Below are 25,852 nucleotides of genomic sequence, written 5' to 3' on the forward strand. Positions count from 1 at the left end.
AAATAATTTTTTATTCAAAGGGGGATTTTTATGTATTCATCTCTAAATACTATATGGGTATTATTAGCAACAGCTCTTGTATTTTTTATGCAAGCAGGTTTTGCAATGGTAGAAAGTGGACTTACAAGAGCCAAAAATGCAGGGAACATTATTATGAAAAATTTGCTGGACTTTGCAATTGGAACTTTAATTTATTGGCTTTTTGGGTTTGGAATTATGTTTGCTGGAAATAGTGCATTTATTGGAGGCATTGATTTTTTAAGTAGAGGGGCATACAGTAATATACTTCCAGAAGGTGTTCCTAAGTATGCTTTTTTTATTTTTCAAACAGTATTTTGTGCTACTTCTGCTACTATTGTATCTGGTGCTATGGCAGAAAGAACTAAATTTATTTCATATTGTATTTATAGTGCATTAATTAGTGCAATTGTATATCCTATTTCAGGTCACTGGATCTGGGGAGGTGGATGGCTTTCACAATTAGGATTTCATGATTTTGCAGGTTCTACTGCTGTTCATATGGTTGGAGGAGTTGCAGCACTAATTGGGGCTAAAACTATTGGTCCACGTATAGGAAAATATGATAAAAATGGTAATCCTAAAGCTATTCTTGGACACAATTTAACGCTTACTGCATTAGGTGTATTTATTTTATGGTTTTGCTGGTTTGGATTTAACGGTGGCTCTACTGTTTCTGCAGAAGGAGATAATGTATTATCTTCTATGGGGAATATTTTCTTTACTACTAATTTATCAGCAGCTGTATCAACTATAACAGCAATGATAATAACTTGGATTCGTTATAAAAAACCGGACGTTTCAATGACATTGAATGGTTCATTAGCTGGTTTAGTTGCTATAACTGCAGGTACTGATTTAGTAACTCCTGTTGGTGCTTTTTTTATTGGAATAATGGCTGGTTTTTTAGTTGTATATGGTATTGAATTTATTGATAGAGTTTTAAAAATTGATGATCCGGTTGGAGCAATTGGTGTTCATGGACTTTGCGGTGCTTTTGGTACACTTATGGTTGGTTTATTTTCAGCTAACGAATATTCATATGCTGGAGGAACAATGCCTAAAGGATTGCTTTATGGTGGAGGATTTAAGCTTTTGGGAATTCAATTATTAGGAGTTGTATCAGTTATTATTTGGGTTTCTGTTACTATGATAATTATTTTCTTTTTAATAAATAAAACTGTTGGCTTACGTGCTTCTAATGAAGATGAAATTAATGGATTAGATATTTCAGAACATGGATTGGAAAGTGCTTATGCAGATTTTATAAGCTCTGATTATAGTAATGTAAATAACTATTCAATTGATTTAAAAAATGAAGAAGATGATGATAAACAAGTTTCTCAGGATAAATCTTTACCTGCTCAAGATATAAAATCTAATAATACAATTTCTGGTTCTGGTTATAAATTTACTAAAATTGAAATAATAACAAAACAAAGTAAATTTGAACAACTAAAAAGTGCTATGGATAAAATTGGCATAACAGGTATGACCGTAACTAATGTACTTGGTTATGGTATACAAGGAGGAAAAACGGAATATTACCGTGGTGTTGAAGTTGATACTAATCTTTTGCCCAAGATTAAAGTAGAAATTGTGGTTACTAAGGTTCCAGTAAAAAAAGTTATAGATGTAGCTAAAAAAGTTTTATATACAGGCAATATTGGTGATGGAAAAATATTTATATATAATGTTGAAAATGTAATTAAGGTACGTACAGGTGAAGAAGGTTATGAAGCATTGCAAGATGTTGAATAAGTTTTATAGAATAATAGAAATTTATATAAAATATTGAAATAAATAGTTTATACAAATGATAATTTATGATTTTAATATTAGATTAATAAAATAACAAAATAAATTTAAAGCACTATTTCTTAAAAAAATGACTGATATTATTTAAAAACATTTTTAATAAGAAATAGTGTTTTTTATTGAGTTTTATTAAATAAATATATAAAAAATTTTGTTTCTTAAAAAATTTTGTTAATATAAATACTAATAAAAATATTATTATTAGATTACTAGAATAAAATATTTTTATAGATGTTAATTAGTAAAATATATAAATGTCAAGATAAGAATATACGAAAAGTGGAAAATAATTATGTACAAAAAAATATTCTAAGAGACTTCTGGATCTATGTCAATATCTTAGACACAAAAGTTGAACTTTTTATGAGATTTTTCTAGCCAAATCTTCACATTTTTGGGGAGTTAAATATCCAATAGCACCATGTATCCTTTTTCTGTTATACTAGGCTTCTATGTACTCAAATATAGCAAGTCTTGCAGCATCATAATCAAAATACTTAACAAGATGCACTTTTTCCTTTTTTAAAGAGGCATGGAAAGACTCAATACAGGCATTATCATAGGGACAACCCTTACCACTAAAAGAATGTTTAATTAGTTTAGTACTCTCTATATACTCTTTAAAAGCAGAGCTTGTATACTGACAGCCTAAGTCACTATGTAAAATTAGAGGCTTGGTTGGTTTCTGGAGTTTTATAGCGTTTTTTACAGCTTGGAGAGCAAGTGCCGTATCAATAGATTTAGACATAGCATAGCCAATTATTTTTCTACTATATAAATCCATAACTGAGGCTAAATAGCACCATCCGTCTTTAATTGTGTGAATATACGTTATATCTGTTACCCATTTTTCCTTAATTGTAGTAGTATTAAAATCTCTTTTTAAAACGTTTTCTTGTGCCTCTATTTTCTTTTTGGATGAAGTAGGTCTATATTTTTTTACTATTACAAATTTTATCCCCAGTTTCTTCATTAATCTTTGGGTTCTCTTTAGACTAATAGTTATACCTGTTGATTTTAAAGCTTCGTTTATCTTAACTTGCTCCATATCGATGTTTACTCTCTTTGTGGATATCTATAATTTTTTCTCCTATGTTTTTATTTTCTATTTGTTTTTATTTTCTATTGCTCTATTGCTAGGCTTTTTATGTAGGTGTTTATAATAAGAGCTCCTAGACACCTTTAAAACTTTGCACATAAGCTTAATATCATGATATTTTTGGTTGTTAGTTATGAATTCAAATACAGTAGTTACTTCCTTGCGAATATGCCCATGGCTTTTTTTAATATTTCATTCTCTTCTTCAAGCTGCTTATTCTTTTTAATTATAGCTTGATAATCTGCTGCAGTTATAGTTGTATCTTTATCCACAGCTATAGGCTTATTCTTCTTTATCCATCCTGCTATTGTTGATTTTGATAGGGCATATTCGCTGCTTAACGCTGATAAACTCTTACCAGCATTATAAAGTTCTATTATTGTATTTTTGAATTCTTCTGTATATTGTTTTTGACTTCTTGCCATTTATAACACATCCTTATCTTATTTATATTTTAATGTGTTCGGCTTTCTGTGTCTACAATATTATACTAACACCAAATTCGTGATGGTGCTGTAATTGAAACTTTTAAAAATGATGAAAATGTAAATGAAGATAGAATAATTAAAGGAATGGTAGGCCGAGATTTAGTTAATAGATTTCCAAAGAGAAAATCTAAAATTGGCGATGTATATTTTGAAGTACAAAATTGGAATGTATATGATCCTATAATTGAAGGGAGAAAGATTATTAAGGATGTAAACTTAAAAGTTCATAAAGGTGAAGTTGTTGGAATATCAGGTCTTATGGGTTCAGGAAGAACAGAACTTGCCATGAGCATTTTTGGAAGAGTTTATGGAAAACGTATAACAGGGAAAATAATAAAAGATGGTAAAGAAATTGTATTAAAAAATGTTAGACAGGCAATAGAAAATGGACTGGCTTATGTTACAGAAGATAGAAAAAATGCAGGACTTATTCTTATACAAAGCATAAAACAAAATATAACATTGGCTAAGCTTAAAAAAATAAGCAAAAATCAAATTATAGATGAAAATAAAGAAATTGAGGTTGCAGAGGAATATAGACGAAAATTTAATATAAAATCACCAAGCATTTTACAAAAAACTGGCAATTTATCAGGCGGAAATCAACAAAAGGTTGTGTTAAGCAAATGGATATTTACAGATCCTGATGTGTTAATATTGGATGAACCAACTCGTGGAATTGATGTTGGGGCAAAGTATGAAATCTACACAATTATAAATAAGCTTGCAGAGGAAGGGAAATCTATTATAATTATATCCTCTGAACTCCCAGAAATACTTGGAATGTGTGATAGAATTTATGTAATGAATGAAGGGAAAATAGTTGGAGAGCTTGATAATAAAGATGCATCACAAGAAAGCATAATGAAGTGTATAATGCAGAGCAATAAGGAGGTAGTATGATGGAACCTGTTAAGAAAATTTCTGAAAATAAATCATCATCAAAAATTATGGAAACAATAAAAAGCACTTTTAAAAGCAATATAAGACAATATGCAATGCTTATTGCACTTGTAGCAATAATAATATTATTTCAAATACTAACTGATGGTATACTTTTAGTTCCTATGAATGTTACAAACTTAATACTTCAAAACAGTTATGTAATTATTTTAGCAATTGGTATGACTCTTTGTATATTAACAGGGGGGAATATAGACCTTTCTGTTGGTTCTGTATGTGCTTTTATCGGAGCAATAGCAGGTATACTTATGATAAATATGAAAATGAATATAATTCTTGCAGTGGTAATTTGTCTATTAATAGGGCTTGTTATAGGAATGTGGCAAGGGTTTTGGATTGCATATGTAAGGATACCAGCTTTTATAGTAACTTTAGCAGGTATGCTTATGTTTAGAGGACTTACCATAACAATGCTTAAAGGGTTAACTCTTTCTCCATTTCCAGAAAAATATCAGTTTGTAAGTGCGGGTTTTATACCAGATATATTTAAGGGACTTGGAACAAATTTAAATATTACAACAATTTTAATAGGACTTATAATTTCTGTTATTTATGTATACTTACAATTAAAAAGAAGAAATGAAAGACAGAAATATAATTTTAATGATACACCTTTTGGAATTTTTGCAGCTCAGATAATATTAACATTATTTATAATAAATCTTTTTTCATATTGGTTAGCATCATATAAAGGTATACCTATAATTTTAGTACTTATAGGAATTCTTATAGGAGGTTATTCTTTCTTTACAACTAAAACTATATCTGGACGTTATATTTATGCAATGGGAGGAAACGAAAAAGCTGCTGTACTTTCAGGTATAAATACAAATAAAGTACTTTTCTTATCATATGTTAATATGGCAGTTTTAGCTGCTGTATCAGGTATTGCTTTTAGTTCTCGTATTAATGCAGCGTCACCACAAACAGGAACAAATTTTGAGCTGGATGCAATAGCTGCTTGCTTTATAGGAGGAGCTTCTGCCTATGGTGGAGTTGGAACAGTAGTTGGAGCTATTATAGGTGCTCTTGTAATGGGAGTTCTTAATAATGGTATGTCTATACTTGGAGTAGGAAGCGATATGCAGATGACAATTAAGGGTTTTGTACTTTTAATGGCTGTAGCTTTTGATGTAATTTCAAAAAAGAAATCAAGAGGTTAATTGTAAATTAATCATAAAAAGGAAGGAAGATTTTTAAATATATAAAAATCTTCCTTCCTTAAATATTTTTTGTTAACATAAATTTCAATAAAAAATATTGTTATTAGTATAATAATATACTACCATTTTTGTGAAATTTATGTTATGTTAAATTAGGTATTATTTTAAGAGAGGATGTTTTTTATGGATAATATACTTTTTTTAATAAAATCTATGATTTTGGGAATTGTAGAAGGAGTAACAGAATTTTTACCTATATCTTCTACTGGCCATTTAATTATATTTCAAAATTTAATGAATTTTAAAGGAATTACTGAAAATTATATTGAAATGTATACTTATGTTATACAGCTTGGAGCTATACTTGCTGTTATTATTCTTTATTGGAAGAAGATAAAAGACACTTTAATAAATTTTTCTCCAAAGAAAGTTGGATATGAAAGATCTGGATTTAAATTTTGGTTTATGATATTTATAGCATGTATACCCGGTGGTATTTTTGGTATACTTTTTGATGATTTAGCAGATAAATATTTATTAGCACCAGTACCAGTAGCCATAACATTATTTTTAGGTGCTATTTGGATGATATATGCTGAAAAAGTATTTAGAAATAATAACTACAATGAAGATGATTTAAATGTAACTCCAGGACAGGCTGTTATAATTGGTTTATTTCAATGTTTGGCTATAATTCCAGGGATGTCTCGTTCCGCATCAACTATAATTGGAGGATGGGTAGCAGGCTTAACAACTGTTGCTGCTGCAGAGTTTTCTTTCTTTTTGGCAATACCAGTTATGGTTGGAATGAGTTTTTTAAAAATTTTAAAACTTGGAGGACTTTCAATTCTTACTTCTCAAGAATTAAATTCTCTTATTGTAGGTTTTGTAGTTTCTTTTATAGTTGCACTTATTGTAATTAAAAAATTTATTTCTTACCTTCAGAAAAAACCAATGAAAAATTTTGCTATTTATAGAATGATATTTGCAGTTATAGTAATTATTGCAGGAATTGCAGGTATATTTTAAAATTATAGATAAATATTTAAGTTTTATTATTATAGTTTTTGTATTCTATTTTATAGTTAATTTCTAATAAAATGTAAAAATGATTGTATAAATTAAAAATACATCATAAATTAAGAGAAACTTTTTTATAGGCCTCTTTTATAGTAGACAGTTAAAAAATAAAACTGCTTACATAAAAGGGGCGTTTCATTTTTTTATAAATGACTTTTATTATTAAATTTTTCTAATATATAAAAAAAGTATTGACTTTATTACTTTATCATGATAAAGTAATATCGTAGATTGATAAATATGTAAGGAGTGCTTATAATGAACAAAATAATAAAGAAAATTTTAGCAGTTGGAATAATTGGAGTAATAGTTTTAGGTGCAGCTGGATGTAGCAATAAATCAAAAGATACAATGGGAAAAGAAAGTCTTGTGCTTGGTTTTGATGATACATTTGTTCCTATGGGATTTAAAGATGAAAATGGGGAAATAGTAGGTTTTGATATAGATTTAGCAAAAGAAGTATCTAAAAGAATTGGTAAAGAAATAACTTTTCAGCCTATAGATTGGTCTATGAAAGAATCAGAACTTAATTCAGGGAAAATAGATTTAATATGGAATGGATATACTATAACTGATGAAAGAAAAGAAAAAGTAAGTTTTACAAATCCATATTTGGATAATAGACAAGTTATAATAACTTTAAAAGATTCAAAGATTAATAGTAAAGCTGATTTAAAAGGAGCAAAAGTAGGAGCACAAAATGAATCAAGTGCAGTTGATGCAATAAATAAAGAGCCAGAGCTTTTAAAAAGCTTTGATGGAGGGAAAGTTTATACTTTTGAAACTAATAATGATGCTTTAATGGATTTAGAAGCAAAGAGAATAGATGCTGTAGTTGCAGATGAAATTTTAGTAAGGTATTATATAAATAAAAAAGGTGCAGAAAAATATAAAATATTAAATGATGATTTTGGAAGCGAAACTTATGGTGTTGGTTTAAGAAAAGATGATAAAGAGCTTTTAGAAAAAATAAATAAAGCATTTGAAGATATGAAAAATGATGGTACTGCAAAAGCTATATCCGAAAAATGGTTTGGAGAAAATTTATTTAAATAAAATTATAGGAGGATTTTCATGAATAATATAATCAGCCTGATGCCTCAAATAGGTGAAGGTCTTATAGTAACTTTAGAAGTTTTTATACTTACACTGCTTTTTTCTATACCACTTGGAATAATAGTAGCTCTAGGAAGATTATCTAAAAATCCTATATTAAATAAGATAACAGGCTTTTATGTTTTAATCATGAGAGGAACTCCGCTTTTACTTCAAATAGTATTTATATTCTTTGGATTGCCTATAGTTGGAATAACTTTTGATAGATTTCCTGCAGCTATATTAGCTTTTGTACTTAATTATGCAGCATATTTTGCAGAAATATTTAGAGCGGGTATAGCATCTATAGATGAAGGACAGTATGAAGGTGCTAAAGTTCTTGGCTTTTCTCCCAAATATACATTTTTTAAAATAATACTTCCACAGGCTGTAAAAGTAATATTGCCAGCAGCAGCTAATGAGATTATTACTCTTGTGAAAGATACTGCTCTTGTATATGTAGTTGGCTTGGATGAGCTTTTAAAGGTTGGCAAGATGGCTTCTAATAGAGAAGCTTCATTAATACCTTTAGTTGTAGTAGGAATTATATATTTGCTGTTAATTGCAATATTTACAAGGATTTTTAAAAAAGTAGAAAAAAGATACAGCTATTATCAATAGGGATGTGATTAAACTATGCTTAAAATTGAGGGATTAGAAAAAAGTTTTGGTAAAAATAAAGTACTAAAAGGAGTAAATCTTGAACTTAAAGAGGGAGAGATTGGTGTTATAGTTGGGCCTTCAGGTGGAGGAAAAACAACATTATTAAGATGTATAAATGGGCTTACAAAACCTGATTATGGATCTATATTGATAAATGGAAGATACTTATATAAAAATGGAGTAATGGCAGAAAAAAAAGAAGAGATTGAAATAAGAAAAGACATAGGTTTGGTATTTCAAAATTTCAATTTATTTCCTCATATGAATGTTTTACAAAATATTACCGAAGCACCTAAAGTTGTACTTAATATGGAAGCTTTTAAAGCTGAAGAAAAAGCTTTAGAAATTTTAAAATTTTTAGGGCTTGAAGATAAAAAATTAAATTATCCCTTTGAACTTTCAGGAGGACAAAAACAAAGAGTTGCTATAGGAAGAGCTCTTGCTATGGAACCAAAACTTATATGCTTTGATGAACCTACTTCTGCTTTAGATCCAAGTATGACAGAAGAAGTTGCTAATCTTATAAAAAAAGTAAGAGCTGAAAAATCTATGACAGTTTTAATTATAACTCATGATATGACTTTTGCTAAGATGGTAGCTGACAGGGTTTTATCTATGGATAATGGTATATTAAAAGAAGAAATAATGTATGTGTAAGCTTATATTATATTGATTGTAATATTATTTACATTGAATTTTAATAAAGTATAGTATATAATTTAATGATGAAAACTTAATAAAGCTTTTAGGTGTTTGAAAAAACATAACAGGGAAATGCGTGAAACGCTGCAGCCCCCGCTACTGTATGTGGTGCTGCTTGGTCGTTTGCCACTGTAGGAAACTATGGGAAGGTGTACCAAGCTATGAGCCATAAGCCAGGAGACCTACCTAAAAGTTAAAGTATTCAACTTTCGGAGGGAAAGGAGGAACGTTTGATAGCAGCTTTTAAGCTTTGCATCATGCTTTTATACCTTAACTCCCCGCAATGAGGAGTTTTTTTTATTGAATTGAGGTGAATAAAATGGATACAAAGAATTTTGATTTAATAGCTTATCCTTTTTTAAGTGAAAAATCTTCTTTAGTAAATCATGAGATTTTGACAGATAAACTTTCTGCAACATTAGGATATATATTATCCATTGATACTCCTTTAAAAGAGGAAACTTGGTGGCTTATGGATAAAATTTTGCATCTTAATGGATCAATAAGAGGTAAGCTTGCAATTACAGAAGAAGATCTAAAAGAAGGACTAGCTATTTATAATTCTTTTAAAGAGAAAAATAAACATAGAGTAAATGGGTTTATATATCCAACAGGCCATACAATAGCTTGTGAATATCATAAAGCAAGATGTGAAGCAAAAATTATTTCAAGAAATTTATATTTATTAAAACAACAAGGTATAAATGTACCTGAAATTTGTATTGATTTTGCTAATTTAACGGCAAATATATTATTTGTATTTTCTTTAGAAATAAACAGATTAAATAACATTGAGGAAATTTCATTTCAATCAAAGTCATATTAATTAAAAAACAGGAGATGATAAAATATGAAAAAATCAAATTTAATAAAAGCAGGAGTTACAGTATTAGCAGTTTTAGTTCTTTTCCTTGGATACTTTGGAATTAAAAATGTATTAAGTGGTCAAAGTGGAAACAAGACAATAGTTATAACAATTAAAGATGATACATCAAATAAAGTTTTAGTTGATAAGAAAAAGTATAAAACAGATGCAGAAAATTTAGCACAATTTTTGGATCAATATAAAGATGAATTTCAAGTAGAAATGCAAAATTCTCAATATGGACGTTTCATAGTTGGATTAAAAGGATTAAAAACTACAGATATGAGTAAAGGACCATGGTGGATGTATTCATATAATTCTCCAAGCCAAAATGTTAAAATGAAAATTGGAGAAGCACCAGGAGCAGAACAGCTTGGTTTGCATGATAAAGATGAAATAGAGTTAGTATTTACAAAGAACACAGGTATGTAAAATGAATATGAGTGCTAGGGAAATTACTAAAATAAGTTTACTTGCAGCCTTCCTTTATATAATACAATTTTTAGGTTCATTCGTACTTTATTTTGAGCTTGTTAATTTTACAATACTTACTTATGGTGTTTATCTTAAAAGAAAAGAGGCATGGCTTTCAACTGTAGTATTTTGTCTTATTGTAATGCTTACACGTGGTATAGCACCTTGGAGTATAATGTATTTAGTTGTATTTCCTCAATATGCACTTATATATTCTTTAGTAAAAAATAAAACTAAAAATCAATATATATTAGCATCCGTAGGTTTTATATTAGCATTTTTATGTGGTACACTTATTGATTTACCATTTATGATAAGTGCAAAATTAAGTTATAAAGCTTTTATTATAAGACTATTAATGGGGTTTCAAGTATCTTTAGGGAATGCAGCAGTAACTTTTATAGCAACTATATATTTATTAAAACCAATGCAAAGAGTATTTAATTATATTAAATAAAAATAAATTTTAAAGGCGATGACGAATTTTATAGTTGTCGTCTTTGTTTTTTATGGAAGAAACACTTTGTAGTTTTAAAATATTTAAAAATATTATGTTATAATAAATTATGAAAAATAAAATATACAACAAACGGGGTGATTATCATAGAAATAAAAGAAAGAATTGAAAAATTAAGAAGTCTTATGAAAGAAAGAGATATATATGCTTATATAGTACCAAGTTCCGATCCTCATCAAAGTGAGTATGTAGCTGAGCATTATGCTGCAAGAGCTTTTATAACAGGGTTTACTGGTTCTGCAGGGACAGCAGTTATAACATTAGATAAAGCTGGATTATGGACTGATGGCAGATATTTTATCCAAGCTGAAAATGAGCTTAAAGGTACAGGCATAACTTTATTTAAAATGGGTGAAAAAGGAGTTAAAACTATTGAAGAATTTTTAAAAGAAAATTTACCAGATGGTGCTAAAATAGGATTTGATGGTCAAGTAATTTCTGAAAAATATTTTAGAAATATGAAAAATTTATTAAAAGAAAAAAATTTTTCTTATCAAATTAATGAGGATTTAATTGATAAAATTTGGGATAAAAGACCTAAAAAGCCTCAAACAGAAGTAATTTTACATGATATAAAATATGCAGGAAAATCAAGAGAAGAAAAAATTTCTGAAGTAGTAAAAAAAATGAAAGATTTAGGAGCAAATTATTACATAATATCATCATTAGATGATATAGCTTGGCTTTTAAACATTAGAGGAAGAGATATAGAATGTAATCCTCTTACTATATCTTATGCATTTATTTCAGAAAAAAAATGTTATTTATTCATTGATGAATGTAAAATTAATTCTAAAGTTAGAGAAGAACTTGAAAGATCAAAAGTTTTTATAAAACCTTATGAAAGTATAGTAAACTTTTTAGAAAATCTTGATGAAGGCACAATTTTATTAGACCCATCTAAGACTAATACTTTAATTTATAGTTCTATTAAACTTAAAATAATAGAAAAAACTGATATAACTACAATGCTTAAGGCTGTAAAAAATGATGTAGAAATTGAAAATCTAAGAAAAGCTATGATAAGAGACGGCGTTGCTATGGTTAAATTTTTAAATTGGATAAAAAAGAATGTATCATCAGGCAAAATTACAGAAATAGATGCTGCAGATAAATTAGAAGAAATAAGAAAACAAGGAGATAATTTTTATGATTTAAGCTTTGAAACTATATCAGCCTATAAAGCAAATGCTTCAATGCCACATTATCATGCAACAAAAGAGAATCAATCTTTAATAAAACCTGAAGGATTTTATTTAGTAGATTCAGGGGCTCAATATTTAGATGGAACAACGGATATAACTAGGACTATAGTTGTAGGGGAACTTACAGAAGAAGAAAAAATAGATTATACTCTTGTATTAAAGGGAATGATTGATTTATCTAAGCAGAGATTTTTATATGGAGCTACAGGATCTAATCTAGATATAGTAGCTAGAATGCCTCTTTGGAATGCAGGAATGGATTTTAAGCATGGAACAGGTCATGGTATAGGATTTTTCTTAAATGTACATGAAGGTCCGCATAGAATATCTATGGCACCTAGTACTGTAAAACTTGAAAAAGGAATGATTGTTTCCAATGAACCTGGTGTTTATAAAGAAAATAAACATGGAATAAGAATAGAAAATTTAGTTGTTGTTCAGGAAGATGAAAAAACTTATTATGGTGGTCAATTTATGAAATTTGAAACTTTAACTTTATGCCCAATAGATACTGATGCTATAGTTTTAGATTTATTAAATGATGAAGAAAGATTATGGCTTAATAACTATCACAAGATGGTTTTTGAAAAGCTATCACCATATCTTGAAACTGAAGAACTTGAATATTTAAAGCAAGCGACTAAAGCCATATAATAAAAAAAGTTCCATGAATTTTTCATGGAACTTTTTTATTTATATATGATTAATATAGTTATGCAGCATAATATATTTTGCAAAGATAATTTAAAAATTGTATATTACATTAATCTAAAGAATGGAAGATTTAATAAAATATCACGTATAGTATCTCGGGAGCTTCCAGCAAGTTTATTATAATTTCTTTCGTTTTTGTAAAATTCATTTCCTTGAGATAATTCGTTTTCATTTAATTCATAAGTTTTCAAGTATTCGTAAGTTAAACCAAACATTTTATAAGCACCCCCATGATATAATATATAATACATTATATTATATATTAAAATTTTTGTTGCATTAAAAAATAACATTTGAATTATTTCTTTCAATTATATATTAATACATGACGGACAAAATTTCAATATATTTTATAAAAATTTTTAAATATATTGTTTTTATAATTAGTTAGTTAAATTAGTATAATTGACAATTAAATTGTGCTGATTTAATATATATATAAATTTTAAATTTAAATGGAAAGTATATTATAAATTTATATTAATGATTAAAACACAATAAGCTGTAAATAAATTTCTATTATACAATAAGTAGTATGTTTATTATTGATTTACTTCAAAATATAGTTGTCAATTCTAAGGGAAAATAATTTTTGTGAGATAATCATATTAATAAATTTATAATTAATATGTGAAAGGAAGTGATTTTTTATGTATAAAAGCATAACAAATTTAAAGGTAAGATATGTAGAAACAGACCAAATGGGAATAGTACATCATTCTAATTATTATATATATTTTGAAGCTGCAAGAGAAGATTTTATAAAAGGTGCAGGTATTTCTTATAAATATATTGAAGATACAGGAATAATGATGCCTTTAATCGAGACACAATGCAGATACATTGAAGGAGCAAAATATGGAGATAGTATTAAAATAGAAACTACTTTAGAAGAACTTACTCCGGTTAAGATAACTCTTAATTATAATGTTATAAGAGAAAGTGATAATAAGCTTATTTCAAAAGGGAAAACAATTCAGACTTTTGTAGATAAAAATAATTTTAAGATAATAAACATAAAAAAGAAAAATCCAGAAATTTGGGATAAATTAGAAAAGTTAAAATAAAAAATAATATTTATTTAAAAATTTTTTACATAATAAAAAAGACAGAGGATATCCTCTTGCCTTTTATATTTTTTTTCTTCTAAGTATTGTAGGAATTTCAATAATGTCTGGTTCTAAAAAATTTAAAGTAGAATCCTTAGAATTTTCATTTTTAGAAGAATCTTCAACTAAAGGTGATTTTTCTTTGTTTAAACCAGTAGCTATAAGAGTAATATGAATTTCATCTTTCATATTTTCATCTATAGAAGCACCAAAAATTATTTCTGCTTCAGGATTAACTTCACTTCTTATATATTCAATAGCTTCGTCTATTTCGGTTAAAGATAAATCATTTCCTCCTGTTACATTTATTAAAAGTCCATTTGCACCAATTATTGCAGTTTCTAAAAGGGGACTATTTACTGCTTGTTTTGCAGCATTAATAGCTCTTTCATCGCCCTTTGCAACACCCATTCCCATATGTGCAAGACCTGAATTTCTCATAATTGTACTTACATCAGCAAAATCAAGATTTATAAGGCCAGGAATATTTATTATATTTGAAATACTTTGTATACCTATTTTTAAAACATCATCTGCCGCAGAAAAAGCCTCTATTATAGTCATTTTTTTTGTGGCTATATTTAAAAGATTTTTGTTTAATATAACTATGAGAGAATCTACATTTTCTTTAAGTTTTTCAATTCCTTTAACGGCATTAGACATTCTTTTAGAACCTTCAAATGGGAAAGGCTTTGTAACTATACCAACAGTAAGTATTCCAAGTTCTTTTGCAATACGAGCTATTACAGGAGTAGCACCTGTACCAGTACCTCCGCCCATTCCAGCAGTTAAAAATATCATGTCTGCTCCCATTAAGGCTTCACGTATTTCATTTTCGCTCTCTTCTGCTGCTTTTTCACCTATTTCAGGGACAGCGCCTGCACCGAGACCTTTTGTAAGTTTGGTACCTATTTGTATAACTCTATTTGCTTTTGAAGATCTAATACTTTTTAAATCTGTATTAGCAATAATAAATTCAACACCTTTCATGCCGGAATCAATCATTCTATGTACAGCGTTATTTCCGCCGCCTCCTACTCCTACTACTTTAATGTTGGCAGGGAAGGTTGAAAAAACATCCATATCCATTAAAAATTTCCTCCCTTGTAATCATCTATTTTATATTTTACTGAATTTTATAAAAACACCATTATATTTATATAAATATAATAATTTCACTTACAGCTAAATTCAATTATATAATAATTATAAAAATTCATATTAAATTAAGATTAGTTAAGTTTTACAGTGATTTTCTAATATATACATAAAATTTCGCTACAAGTTAATATTTACATGATAGTATAAATTTAGTACAATTACAATAAGAAAAATATAAATAAATAAATAATTTATAAATAAAAATGGATTTGTTTATTTATAATAGGAGTGAAACCATGAATCTGGGAAGTACTATTAAAGCTTATAGACTTAGTAAAAAAATAACATTAAAAGAACTTGCAGAAAAAGTAGGAATTACAGCTTCTTTTTTATCTGATATTGAAAATAATAAAAAACAACCAAGTGTAGAAACTTTAGGAAAGCTTGCAGAAGCTTTTAATATACCTTTGTATATGCTATTTAAGGATACAAGTAATGAAGAAATTTCTCAAAAGATAGATGAAAAACCTTTAAATCAAAATTCTTTTATACTTCAAGCAGAAGCCTTATTTCTTAGTGATAATTTAACTAAAGAAGATAAAGAAGCTATTTTTAAAGATATTACGGACCTTTACTGGAAAGCAAAGGGACTTGCAAAATAGAGAGGATTATATGGGATACGAAAGAATTGTTAAAAATGCAAATGAAATTACACAAACCTTTGGCACTAAAGACCCATTTATTATATCAGAAAAATTAGGCATACCTATTATATATCGTGAATATGGAAGTGCAATTAAAGGATATTGTATTAAAATTTTTGATAAACTTCATATTGTTATAAATTCTAATTTTAATCTTAAAGCGCAAAAAATTATTTGCGCTCATGAATTAGGGCATGCCTTATTGCATACAGAATTTTTACATCCAATTTTTACAGCTTCTTTTGATGAAGGTGGAAACAGTGAATTAGAACATGAAGCTAATATTTTTGCATTAGCACTTCTTCTTGATGAAAAAAGTTTAAACATAAAAATTTCAGATATGAGTAATTATTTAATTATGGGAATATTTAATGATAACTTAAAGATATAATTGGTATAAAAAATATGTATATTTTAAAATACATAAATAAATACATAAATTATTTTGTAAATTAATAAATCATGCATAAAATAGGTTTAAAAATTTTTATGCATGATTTTTATTTTTAATTATCTTTTATTTCTAAAACTACAGGACAGTGGTCTGATCCTAAAACTTCTGTATGTATTTGGCTATCGATAATTCTATCTTTTAAAGCTTCTGAAACTAAAAAGTAATCTATCCTCCAACCTGAATTGTTTTTTCTTGCATTAAATCTATAAGACCACCAAGAATATATTCCTTCTTTATCTGGATAAAGATAACGGAAGGTATCTATAAAACCAGCATTTAAAAGTTCAGTAAATTTGCCCCTTTCTTCATTAGTAAAACCAGCATTTTTTCTATTATTATTAGGGTTTTTAAGATCTATTTCATTGTGTGCAACATTTAAATCTCCACAAATTATAAGAGGTTTCTTTTTTTCGAGATTTTTTAAAAAATTTCTAAATTCATCTTCCCAAACCATTCTGTAATCTAATCTAGCTAAATTTTCTTTTGAATTTGGAGTATATACTGTAATAAAATAAAAATCTTCATACTCAAGAGTTATAACTCTACCTTCTTTATCATGTTCTTCTATACCTATTCCATAGGATACAGAAATTGGCTCTTTTTTAGTAAATATTGCAGTACCGGAATAACCCTTTCTTTCTGCATAATTCCAATATTGATAATATCCTTCAAGATGTAAATCAATTTGTCCTTTTTGAAGCTTACTTTCTTGTATAGCAAAAATATCTGCATTTATTTTATTAAAATAGTCTAAAAACCCTTTATTTATACAGGCTCTTAATCCATTTACATTCCATGAAACAAATTTCATTTATATCACTCTCTCATTCTCTTTTTAAATTTATTTTTGAAGATACTTATTGATATTTTATTATAAAGAATAATATTTATCAATTAGTTTTATAGCTAAAATTAATATTTCACAAATTATAAGTAAAAATGGCTGTCGTAAAATATAAGTTAGTTTGAAATTAAGCTATAATAAATAAAATATGTGTAATTAGAGTTTTAGACTTATCTTAATACTTATTACAGATATTTTATTTATTTTTCTTATAGATGTTAGAACTTTTATATTTCAAACTAACTTTTATTTTTTTATAGATATATATATGATTAATTAATATAAAGATTTTTATTTTTTACTATATGTTTTAAAACATTTATAAAATAGTCAATTTCGAAAAAACTGTTATAAAGTCCAAAACTAGCTCTTATCATACCAGGTCTTTTTTGCTTAGAATCTTTAATAAAATTTAAAGATTCTTCTTTTGAAATATTTAAAAGTTCTTGAACATAGGGCTGTGCACAAAAACATCCTGTTCTTACAGCTATTCCTGCTTTAGAAGATAATATTTCAGCAACCTTACTATGATGAATACCTTTTATATTAAATGGAATAATTGCTACTTTGTTATTTAAATTATCTAAATCTCCATAAAGCTCCACGTCTTCTATGTTTTTAAGAGCTGATACAGTATAACGAAGCAGGGCATTTTCATAAGATTCTATATTATTCATACCTATTTGATTTAATGTATTAATAGCTGCAACTAAAGCTATTACTCCCATAACATTAGGAGTACCTGCTTCTTCATTGTTTGGAGGATCATTCCAAATTACATAGTCATGAGTTACAAAATCTACAGTGCCTCCACCTTTGTAATGAGGTTCTCCCTTTTTAAAGATTTCTTTAGGACCTATTAAAACTCCTATTCCAAAAGGTGCATACATTTTATGAGCAGAAAAAACTAAAAAATCTATATGCTCTAAAGAGTCTTGATTTTTCATATCCATAGGTACATGGGGGACCAATTGAGCACCATCTACTAATATTTTAGCCGCATATTGATGTGCAAGACGTGCGACATCATAAATAGGATTTAAAAAGCCAGTAACATTAGAAGCACCAGAAATTGTTACAAGTTTTACATTGCCTTTATAATTTATTAATTTTTGTTCTAGGTCTTCCATAGATAAACGTCCATTTTTATCTAACTTTATATAATCTAACTTATATTTATCACGCCAAGGCAAGTCATTTGAATGATGTTCCATGTTTGTACTTAAAATTACACATTCATTATTTTTGTCGCAAAGTCTATAAGAGAGTTTATTTATACCCTCAGTAGTATTTTTTACATATATAACTGTATTATATTTTTCATCTGCTTTTACAAAGTTTAAAACTATTTTTCTTGAATTTTCATATAAATTAGAAGAAATTTGTGATTTGTAACCTTTACCTCTATTTATAGAAGAATACCAGGGAGAAAAATCTATAATTTCTTTAAGTACAGATACAAAAGGAGGAGTTGTAGCAGCATTATCAAAATTTATATAAGTTGAGGAGTTTCCATTTGATAAAGGAACTTTTGTATCTACACCTACTATCATATTTCTATAAGGAGAAGTATAAGACCAATAACCTAACATATACATCACCTGCTTTAACTTTTATTTATAATTATTATATGAATTTAGGAATGCATTGTGATTTTAATAATAAAATAGAAATAAATACAAAATTGTTTTTATTTAAATTTTGAATAATATTATGTAAAATTATACCAAAAAATGTTTATGTATAGGCTTTTACATGATATACTTATAATGTATTTAATTATACTGGGGAAGTGTTATTATGGATTTTATAAATAATAGATACAGAATTTTAAAAAATATAAGGCAAAATAGATTAATATCTTCTTATCTTGCAGCTGATATGAAAAAAAACTTTAAAGCGGTACAATTGAATATTATAAATTCTGAATATCTTCCTGATAAATTATTAGATTATTATATTAAAGAATTTATGACTCTTACAACTATTAAAGATAAAAATATTGTAAAGTTATATGATTTTGACATTATAAAAACTATTGATAATAAAAGGATAGATAATAGACAATATTTTTATGTTAATGAAAATTTTGAATCAAATAATAATTTTTTAGATAGCATAAAAGATTTAGATTATGATAAAATATTAGACTTATTTGTAGAAATTTGCCAAAGTATCAATTATCTGCATTTAAGAAATTTTGTTTATGGGGATATAAATATAAATAATATATATATAGATGGTTTAAATATTAAACTTAAAGATATAGCTACTTTGAAGCTTGAAAGTTATTATCATTGGAATTCAAAAGAAAACGAACTTATATTTAAAGCTCCAGAAGTAATAGCAGAGGAAAAATTTTCAGTATCATCAGATATTTATTCTTTGGGAGTACTTTTGCTTTTTATGTGCCAAAAGGAAAACAAAGAAAATAATAATATATTAAATCAAGTAATTAAATTAAAAAATTTAAAAGACAACTATAAAAGTTTTTCTAAAAACAATGTGCTGTTTTTAGAAAAAATAAGCACAATTGTACAAAAGATGATTGAAAGTGATGTAAATAAAAGATATAAGAGTATTAATGAAGTTATAAAGGATATAAATAAAATTTTTAATAAAAATTATAAAGCTCATAATAAAAAACAATTAAAGAAATTAAATTTTAAAACAAAACTTGTAGGAAGAGAATATGAAATAAATGCTATTTTTAATATGTATAATTCTATAGAAAGGATGCAATTTTCAAAAAATCTTGCAATAGTTCATGGTGAATCTGGTATAGGAAAAACTAAATTTTTAAGAGAAATAGAGTATATATTTTCAATGAAAAATGTTAATGTATACTCAAATTTTATATCAGATAATATAAATTTCTTTAAGAACAAAGCTTTTTTAGAAATTTTAAAAACAATTATAGATGAATGTGAAGCAGAAACATTTAAAAGATATGAATCTGAACTTGTAAAATTTATACCTTCACTTGAAGATAAAAATAATAATAATGTATTTGTAGATTATTTATTAGATAGTAAAGAAAAAATCAAAGTATTAAATACTATATCTTCTTTTATAAGTGATTTTATAAAAGGAAAGCCTGCAATATTTATAATGGATAATTTACATATGGCAAGTGAATTTTCAATAGATATTTTGGAGTATATGCATTTAAGAAATCCAAATATTATGTTTATAGTGTCTTATTGCGATGGAGAAGTTACTTACAACAAAAGATTAGTACAATTTTTATCTAAAACTGCAAATAAATCTAATGTTTTAGACATACAGCTTAGAGGACTTAATAAAAAAGATTCCATAGATATGATACAAGATATATTAAGAAGTCCTATTAAATTAGAAAACTTTGGAGGGAGAATTTTTTCAAAAACTTATGGTAATCCATTATTTATAGTTGAAACTTTAAAAAATTTATTTGCTGAAAAAATTTTATATATAGATGAAGATTCTGGAAATTGGATTAATAAATATGATTATGATTATAATAAAATGCCTGTGCCTTCTAATATGGAACAAGCAGTGCTTGCACAAATTAAAGGAATAGATGAATTAAGTTTAAATATTCTTAATATTGTATCTATATTTAATACAGGTATATCTTTAGAAACTTTAAACAATATTATTCAAAATGATAAAAAAGTTGTGGAGCAACATATAGAAGATTTAGAGGGTAGAGGAATATTATGCCAAAAGATAGAAGATAGCGGCTTTGTTTACGATTTTTCAAATAAAATTTTAAAAATGTTAATAGAAAAGAAAATAGAAAAAGATTATAAAAAAAATATTCACAAACTTGCTGCTAATCTTTTAGAAAAGCAATATATAAATGAAAGTGTAAATAGTGAAGAATTTATATATCATTTAGAAAAATCTGATCAAAAAGAAAAAATAATTAAATATTGCCTTGAAAATGCAGATAAAATGGAAAACTATAAAAACAGAATAGATGCTGTAAAAAATCTTAAAAAAGTTATTTCTATAATGGAAGATGAATTAAGCCTAAGAAAAATAAAAATACTTTTTAGAATAGGTAGAATTTACGAAGAATTAGGAAACTGGACAAATTCTATAGAATATTATAATGAAGCTGAAAATTTAGCAAGAGAAATTAAAGATAATATATATGAAATTCAAGCAATAAATAAAATAGCAAATATATTTCTCTATAAAAATGATACTTTAAAAGCTTTAAATTATATAGAAAAAGCAGAAAAAATTATATACAGTTCTGATTTCCTAAATAAATATACAGAAGAATATTTAGAATATAAAGAAATTCAAGTAAGACTATATTATATAACACAGAAATATAAGGAAATAGAGGAAATTTGTAAAAATTGTATAGAATTGTGTGGAGAAAAATATAATAAGTTAAAAGGTCTTTTTTATAAAAATTTAGGAAATTATTACTTACATAAAGGGAATATTGAACAAGCTCTTAATTACTATAATGAAAGTAAAATTTGTTTTGAAAAGTCTCAATATACTGAGGGCATAGCAACAATTCTTAATAATATTGCAGTTGTTTATGAAGATTATTATCAAGATAATGAAAAGAGTATGGAATATATTTTAAATACAATAGATATCTGTGAAAAAAATCATATTGTGGTTTTAGAAGTTGTAGCTTTAACTAATTTAGCATCTTTTTACTATGATAGCTGGAATTATGATTTGGCGCTTCAATATTTTTTAGAAGCTGTTGAAAAAGGTAAATCTATAGAGCTTGAAAGTAATATATTTTATTGTTATAACTATTTATCCAATATATATTTAAATACAGGAGAATATAAAAAAGCTTATGAATATTTTTTATTAGCACAAAATGAATTAAAAAATTATCCAGAGCAAGGCAAAGATATCGGATTATACTATAAAATGGGAGCTGAGCTTTTATATAGTTTTGGAGATAATGAAAAAGCTAAGGAATATATACTAAAAGCTTTAGATATATATAAAGATAGTAAAGCTATACAAAAATGGGAAAGCCTTGTATTATATCAATATATAGATATTTGTATAAAAGAAGAAGAAAATAGTGTTATAGAAAATATCGATATAATAAAAAATATTATATCTAATTTTAAAAATCCTTTAAAAAAATTAGATATACTTTGTAATACTGCTATACTTTTATATAAAAAAGGTTTTATTAAATTAACAGAAATAGTATTTAAAGAAACAAAAAATATAAAAGTAGATTATATAACAAATAGAATCAGAGTTATGATTTTGTTTTTAACAGGTATTTTAAGAAAAAATAGGAATAAACTTAAATATTTAAATTTAGCTTTAGACATTATTAAAAAAGAGAGAGAAAAAGTATTACATTCAAATATCTGCTGTGCATTAGGAGATTATTATTTATTGAAAAAAGATTACTTTTATGCTGCTAATTATTATTTTGAAGCGTCAGAAATTATTAAATCTGCTACTTTGCAAATTCCAGATGAATTTAAGGTTAAGTTTATGAATATGCCAGGAACTATAAATAGTTTTATTATGCTTATGAGCATGAGAAAAATTAACAATCATGATGATTTATTTAATCACAAAGAGAATAAATTATTAATAAAAGGTATAAAAGAACTTAATGTATTATTTGACTATGAAGAATTTGGAGAAATACTTACTAATAAAGATTTTATAAGATCTGCTAAAAAGATATATAGTTCATCTTTGCCTAAAGGAATAAGAGGAGTTAAAGATATAATTAAAAATCTTTATTCAGATCCGCTTAAAAATTTAGATATAATAGCTAAATATCTTGCAAGTGTTACATTAGCAACACGAAGTCTGATTTTAGTAGATGATTATGATCAAAATTATTATGCAATAGCATCAAATGATGGAAATAACCAAGTGCCCTTAAGTAAATACCTGCTTGAAACTGTTAGAGTGTTAAAAGAGCCTATTTTAATAACAGAAAACCTTATTGATGATAACAATTCTAATTTTGTTCATATTCTTCAAGGTAAAAAAGCAGTTATTTGTATACCCATAATAATGAATTCTCAGGATATGAATTTTAACTTAAAAGAAAATAAAAGAAAGAATTCTTTTACAAATAAATTTATAAAAGGATATATATACCTTGAGTCAGATAGAACTTTAAATAATTTTAACAAAGAAGGATTAAAAAAATGTATTGAAGTTTCAAGATTGGCAGGCTTTATTATAGAAAAATATCAATTTCAAATAAGCTCATCTATGGATAAACTTACAGGTGCTTTAACCAGAAAAGCTTTAGAAGATGCTTTGACAGAGCACATAGACTTAACTGACGAAATTAATGGAAAGTTTTCCATAATAATGGTAGATCTAGATCTATTTAAACATATAAATGATAGATTTGGGCATCAAACTGGAGATGAAGTTTTAAGGAAAGTATGTTCTATAATAAAAAATAATATAAGAAAAGATGATATATTTGGAAGATATGGTGGAGAGGAATTTATAATTGTACTTCCTCAAACTGATTCAAAAGATGCTTTAGCTGTTGCAGAAAAACTTAGGGAAAAAATTGAAAAAGCTAAAATATTAGGAGATAATATACCTGTAACAGTGAGCATGGGTATTGCCTCTTATCCAGAACATGCTAAATGGAAACAAGAAATTATTGAAAAAGCAGATCAGGCTTTATATGTTTCTAAAGAACTTGGTAGAAATCAATGTAATGTATGGAGCAACAAATTTTCAACTAAAGTTAAAGGAACTGATAAACTTACAGGTATAGTTTCAGGAAATACTGTACAAGATTCAAGAAATGTTCTAGCAATGCTTGATATAATAGAAATTATAAAAAAGGAGGATATTATTGAAAACAAGATATTTAATTATCTTGGAAGAATTATTGAAATTACAGAGTCAGATTATGGAGTTTTTTTCCTTGTAGAAAATAAAAGAATAAAAAAAGAATATGCAAGAAAGGTTTTTGAGGAAAAATGGGAAGAAATATATAGTTATAATTTAGATGCAATAAATTCTGTAATAGATAATAAACAAGGTGTATATATGCTTGATTGGGATGAAAATTTAAAATATGATTCTATAACTGGAATACCTGAGTGGAATTCTATATGTGTAGTGCCTCTTATAAAAAATGGTGATATTAAAGGAGTACTGTATCTTTCAGTATCTACAAAGAAAAAAGAATTTAAATTTGAAGAATTTAATTTTATAAGTACATTAGGGGATTTAGGATCTCTAATGTTATAAGAATTATATAATGCATGGCTATTTAAGATTTAAAATTTATGATTATTATTTATAATTGCTATTAAATCAAAGTTGCATAGTTAATTTTGATTTAATAAAATGATTATCTAACAAAAAGTATTTTTTATAATTGGGTACTATATTTTGAAGTAAATCAATAATAAATATATTACTCATTGTGTAATTAGAATTTATTTACAGCTTATTGTGGTTTAATAAAAAAATTAAAATATTGTATATAATATTTTAAATTAAAGACTTCAGATAAAAATTATACTGAAGTCTTTTTTATATTATGATTATTTCACAAAAACTATTTTTATTATAATTGACCACTATATTTTGAAGTAAATCAATAATAAATATACTACTCATTGTGTAATAGGGATTTATTTATAGTTTACTGTGGTTTAATCATATTATTTATAAATTATTATATTTAGTAGCTATGCTTGATATATTTCAGATAAAATTTTGCTTATACTATCATGGAAAACAAAATTAGCTTTTTTATCATAAGGAGTAGAAGACTTGTTTATTAAAACAAGTTTATTATTTTTATAATATGAAATTAAATTAGCAGCAGGGTAAACTACCAAAGAAGTTCCAGCAACTATAAGTACATCTGCATTTTTTATATAATTTATACTTTCTCTTAAAATATCAGAATTTAAATTTTCTTCATATAAAACAATATCAGGACGCACAATTCCATTGCAATTTAAACATCTTGGAATAAGTGAAGAGCTATTTATTATATAATTTAAATCATAAATTTTATTACAGTTTACACAATAATTTTTATATATAGAACCGTGAAGTTCAAGCACATTTTTAGAACCTGCCTTTTGATGAAGTCCATCAATATTTTGAGTTATAATAGCTTTTAATTTTCCTCTTTTTTCAAGTTCAGCTAAAAAATAATGAGCTTTATTAGGTTTTGCATTTTTATAAATCATTTTATTTTTATAAAAATCAAAAAAATCTTCAGTATGATTTACAAAAAATGAATGACTAAGCATAACCTCAGGACTATAAGAATAATTGTTTACAGTTTTATATAAACCATTTTCGGAACGAAAATCTGGTATTGAACTTTCAGTGGAAACTCCTGCTCCTCCAAAAAAAACTATATTATTACTATTTTTTATGATATCCTTTAATTTATTTAAACACATCATTATCATCTCCTATAAAATATTATATCAATAAAATGCAATTGTATATTCACGCCCAGGCGTATCACTTTATGAATATTGAAGAATTATATAGAAATATGTAGAAATATAGATTTATTTTATTATAATAACAAATATACTACATAGAAATAAAAAATAAAAGTGATATTATATAAAACGTCGCTGAGATAAATCGACAGCTAATCACTTAAAAATATAAATTTGAAATAAAAAAAGTATTGACAAAGAAAAAAATAAGTGATAAACTATAAAAGCTGTCAGATGATGGCGAAAAGATTGGTCTTTGAAAATTAAACAGAGAATAAGGTAATAACCAGCAATTCTTTTGATAAATAAAGCAT

Annotated in this window: 19 protein-coding genes, 2 pseudogenes and 1 riboswitch; of the genes and pseudogenes, 15 read left to right on the forward strand and 6 right to left on the reverse strand. The window is 26.1% G+C overall.

Going from position 1 to position 25,852, the window contains the following annotated elements:
* Positions 1-30: 30 nt before the first annotated feature.
* Positions 31-1,779, forward strand: coding sequence for an ammonium transporter (locus EGD97_RS09700; RefSeq protein WP_127837190.1), 1,749 nt, complete (start codon positions 31-33; stop codon positions 1,777-1,779).
* A 418-nt stretch (positions 1,780-2,197) separates the two neighbouring features.
* Here the strand turns inward: EGD97_RS09700 and EGD97_RS09705 are convergent.
* Positions 2,198-3,360, reverse strand: a pseudogene (locus tag EGD97_RS09705) (IS3 family transposase).
* Between the two features lie 75 nt (positions 3,361-3,435).
* On the opposite strand from EGD97_RS09705, the pseudogene EGD97_RS09710 reads away from it, so the two are divergent.
* From EGD97_RS09710 to EGD97_RS09755, 10 genes and pseudogenes are all read left to right on the forward strand, one after another.
* A pseudogene (locus EGD97_RS09710) lies at positions 3,436-4,326 on the forward strand (ATP-binding cassette domain-containing protein); the annotation flags it as partial.
* Between the two features lie 47 nt (positions 4,327-4,373).
* The gene (gene mmsB, locus EGD97_RS09715) at positions 4,374-5,549 is read left to right on the forward strand and encodes a multiple monosaccharide ABC transporter permease (RefSeq protein WP_127837206.1); all 1,176 of its coding nucleotides are present in this window, start codon (positions 4,374-4,376) and stop codon (positions 5,547-5,549) included.
* A 183-nt stretch (positions 5,550-5,732) separates the two neighbouring features.
* Positions 5,733-6,578, forward strand: a complete 846-nt coding sequence (locus EGD97_RS09720; protein ID WP_078682973.1) for an undecaprenyl-diphosphate phosphatase — start codon at positions 5,733-5,735, stop codon at positions 6,576-6,578.
* A 309-nt stretch (positions 6,579-6,887) separates the two neighbouring features.
* Positions 6,888-7,685, forward strand: coding sequence for an amino acid ABC transporter substrate-binding protein (locus EGD97_RS09725; protein ID WP_127837192.1), 798 nt, complete (start codon positions 6,888-6,890; stop codon positions 7,683-7,685).
* Between the two features lie 18 nt (positions 7,686-7,703).
* The gene (locus EGD97_RS09730) at positions 7,704-8,345 is read left to right on the forward strand and encodes an amino acid ABC transporter permease (RefSeq protein WP_127837193.1); all 642 of its coding nucleotides are present in this window, start codon (positions 7,704-7,706) and stop codon (positions 8,343-8,345) included.
* 15 nt (positions 8,346-8,360) lie between these two features.
* Positions 8,361-9,044: an amino acid ABC transporter ATP-binding protein gene (locus tag EGD97_RS09735; protein ID WP_127837194.1), complete on the forward strand. Its 684-nt coding sequence runs from the start codon at positions 8,361-8,363 to the stop codon at positions 9,042-9,044.
* Between the two features lie 73 nt (positions 9,045-9,117).
* Positions 9,118-9,293: riboswitch (cobalamin riboswitch) on the forward strand.
* 115 nt (positions 9,294-9,408) lie between these two features.
* Positions 9,409-9,915 carry a hypothetical protein gene (locus EGD97_RS09740; protein ID WP_127837195.1) on the forward strand — a complete coding sequence of 169 codons (507 nt, stop codon included), beginning with the start codon at positions 9,409-9,411 and terminating at the stop codon, positions 9,913-9,915.
* Positions 9,916-9,939: 24 nt separating this feature from the next.
* Positions 9,940-10,386, forward strand: coding sequence for a DUF4430 domain-containing protein (locus EGD97_RS09745; RefSeq protein ID WP_127837196.1), 447 nt, complete (start codon positions 9,940-9,942; stop codon positions 10,384-10,386).
* Between the two features lies 1 nt (position 10,387).
* Positions 10,388-10,885, forward strand: coding sequence for a hypothetical protein (locus EGD97_RS09750; RefSeq protein ID WP_127837197.1), 498 nt, complete (start codon positions 10,388-10,390; stop codon positions 10,883-10,885).
* Positions 10,886-11,031: 146 nt separating this feature from the next.
* A complete protein-coding gene (locus tag EGD97_RS09755; protein WP_127837207.1) occupies positions 11,032-12,804 on the forward strand; it encodes an aminopeptidase P family protein in 1,773 nt (590 codons plus the stop codon).
* Positions 12,805-12,908: 104 nt separating this feature from the next.
* On the opposite strand, the gene EGD97_RS12420 is transcribed toward EGD97_RS09755, so the two are convergent.
* Positions 12,909-13,079: a hypothetical protein gene (locus EGD97_RS12420; protein WP_164850198.1), complete on the reverse strand. Its 171-nt coding sequence runs from the start codon at positions 13,077-13,079 to the stop codon at positions 12,909-12,911.
* A gap of 435 nt (positions 13,080-13,514) precedes the next feature.
* On the opposite strand from EGD97_RS12420, the gene EGD97_RS09760 reads away from it, so the two are divergent.
* The gene (locus EGD97_RS09760) at positions 13,515-13,931 is read left to right on the forward strand and encodes an acyl-CoA thioesterase (RefSeq protein WP_127837198.1); all 417 of its coding nucleotides are present in this window, start codon (positions 13,515-13,517) and stop codon (positions 13,929-13,931) included.
* Positions 13,932-13,994: 63 nt separating this feature from the next.
* On the opposite strand, the gene ftsZ is transcribed toward EGD97_RS09760, so the two are convergent.
* The gene (gene ftsZ, locus EGD97_RS09765; protein ID WP_127837199.1) at positions 13,995-15,062 is read right to left on the reverse strand and encodes a cell division protein FtsZ; all 1,068 of its coding nucleotides are present in this window, start codon (positions 15,060-15,062) and stop codon (positions 13,995-13,997) included.
* A 308-nt stretch (positions 15,063-15,370) separates the two neighbouring features.
* Here ftsZ and EGD97_RS09770 point away from each other — a divergent pair, with 308 nt between their 5' ends.
* Both EGD97_RS09770 and EGD97_RS09775 read left to right on the forward strand, forming a co-directional pair.
* Positions 15,371-15,736, forward strand: a complete 366-nt coding sequence (locus EGD97_RS09770) for a helix-turn-helix domain-containing protein (protein ID WP_164850199.1) — start codon at positions 15,371-15,373, stop codon at positions 15,734-15,736.
* Between the two features lie 10 nt (positions 15,737-15,746).
* On the forward strand, positions 15,747-16,169 hold the full coding sequence (locus EGD97_RS09775) for an ImmA/IrrE family metallo-endopeptidase (RefSeq protein ID WP_127837201.1): 423 nt from the start codon (positions 15,747-15,749) through the stop codon (positions 16,167-16,169).
* A gap of 115 nt (positions 16,170-16,284) precedes the next feature.
* Here the strand turns inward: EGD97_RS09775 and EGD97_RS09780 are convergent, their stop codons facing one another.
* Together EGD97_RS09780 and EGD97_RS09785 are read right to left on the reverse strand one after the other, a co-directional pair.
* The gene (locus EGD97_RS09780; protein WP_127837202.1) at positions 16,285-17,043 is read right to left on the reverse strand and encodes an exodeoxyribonuclease III; all 759 of its coding nucleotides are present in this window, start codon (positions 17,041-17,043) and stop codon (positions 16,285-16,287) included.
* Positions 17,044-17,348: 305 nt separating this feature from the next.
* On the reverse strand, positions 17,349-18,668 hold the full coding sequence (locus tag EGD97_RS09785; RefSeq protein ID WP_127837203.1) for an aminotransferase class V-fold PLP-dependent enzyme: 1,320 nt from the start codon (positions 18,666-18,668) through the stop codon (positions 17,349-17,351).
* 208 nt (positions 18,669-18,876) lie between these two features.
* On the opposite strand from EGD97_RS09785, the gene EGD97_RS09790 reads away from it, so the two are divergent.
* Entirely contained in the window at positions 18,877-24,312 is a 5,436-nt protein-coding gene (locus EGD97_RS09790; RefSeq protein WP_127837204.1) for a diguanylate cyclase, read from the forward strand.
* A gap of 446 nt (positions 24,313-24,758) precedes the next feature.
* Here the strand turns inward: EGD97_RS09790 and EGD97_RS09795 are convergent, their stop codons facing one another.
* On the reverse strand, positions 24,759-25,490 hold the full coding sequence (locus tag EGD97_RS09795) for an NAD-dependent protein deacylase (protein WP_127837208.1): 732 nt from the start codon (positions 25,488-25,490) through the stop codon (positions 24,759-24,761).
* Between the last annotated feature and the right edge of the window lie 362 nt (positions 25,491-25,852).

Source organism: Clostridium prolinivorans (genome assembly GCF_004011155.1).
Lineage (GTDB): Bacteria > Bacillota > Clostridia > Clostridiales > Clostridiaceae > Clostridium_AT > Clostridium_AT prolinivorans.

Bases quoted from the DNA above. Each gene is read 5' to 3' on its own strand.
- EGD97_RS09785 (WP_127837203.1), bottom strand. From the start codon at position 18,668: ATGTTAGGTTATTGGTCTTATACTTCTCCTTATAGAAATATGATAGTA.
- EGD97_RS09740 (WP_127837195.1), top strand. From the start codon at position 9,409: ATGGATACAAAGAATTTTGATTTAATAGCTTATCCTTTTTTAAGTGAA.
- EGD97_RS09720 (WP_078682973.1), top strand. From the start codon at position 5,733: ATGGATAATATACTTTTTTTAATAAAATCTATGATTTTGGGAATTGTA.
- EGD97_RS12420 (WP_164850198.1), bottom strand. From the start codon at position 13,079: ATGTTTGGTTTAACTTACGAATACTTGAAAACTTATGAATTAAATGAA.
- EGD97_RS09770 (WP_164850199.1), top strand. From the start codon at position 15,371: ATGAATCTGGGAAGTACTATTAAAGCTTATAGACTTAGTAAAAAAATA.
- EGD97_RS09725 (WP_127837192.1), top strand. From the start codon at position 6,888: ATGAACAAAATAATAAAGAAAATTTTAGCAGTTGGAATAATTGGAGTA.
- EGD97_RS09795 (WP_127837208.1), bottom strand. From the start codon at position 25,490: ATGTGTTTAAATAAATTAAAGGATATCATAAAAAATAGTAATAATATA.
- EGD97_RS09760 (WP_127837198.1), top strand. From the start codon at position 13,515: ATGTATAAAAGCATAACAAATTTAAAGGTAAGATATGTAGAAACAGAC.
- EGD97_RS09750 (WP_127837197.1), top strand. From the start codon at position 10,388: ATGAATATGAGTGCTAGGGAAATTACTAAAATAAGTTTACTTGCAGCC.
- EGD97_RS09700 (WP_127837190.1), top strand. From the start codon at position 31: ATGTATTCATCTCTAAATACTATATGGGTATTATTAGCAACAGCTCTT.
- EGD97_RS09780 (WP_127837202.1), bottom strand. From the start codon at position 17,043: ATGAAATTTGTTTCATGGAATGTAAATGGATTAAGAGCCTGTATAAAT.
- EGD97_RS09735 (WP_127837194.1), top strand. From the start codon at position 8,361: ATGCTTAAAATTGAGGGATTAGAAAAAAGTTTTGGTAAAAATAAAGTA.
- EGD97_RS09730 (WP_127837193.1), top strand. From the start codon at position 7,704: ATGAATAATATAATCAGCCTGATGCCTCAAATAGGTGAAGGTCTTATA.
- EGD97_RS09775 (WP_127837201.1), top strand. From the start codon at position 15,747: ATGGGATACGAAAGAATTGTTAAAAATGCAAATGAAATTACACAAACC.
- EGD97_RS09745 (WP_127837196.1), top strand. From the start codon at position 9,940: ATGAAAAAATCAAATTTAATAAAAGCAGGAGTTACAGTATTAGCAGTT.
- EGD97_RS09790 (WP_127837204.1), top strand. From the start codon at position 18,877: ATGGATTTTATAAATAATAGATACAGAATTTTAAAAAATATAAGGCAA.
- ftsZ (WP_127837199.1), bottom strand. From the start codon at position 15,062: ATGGATATGGATGTTTTTTCAACCTTCCCTGCCAACATTAAAGTAGTA.
- mmsB (WP_127837206.1), top strand. From the start codon at position 4,374: ATGGAAACAATAAAAAGCACTTTTAAAAGCAATATAAGACAATATGCA.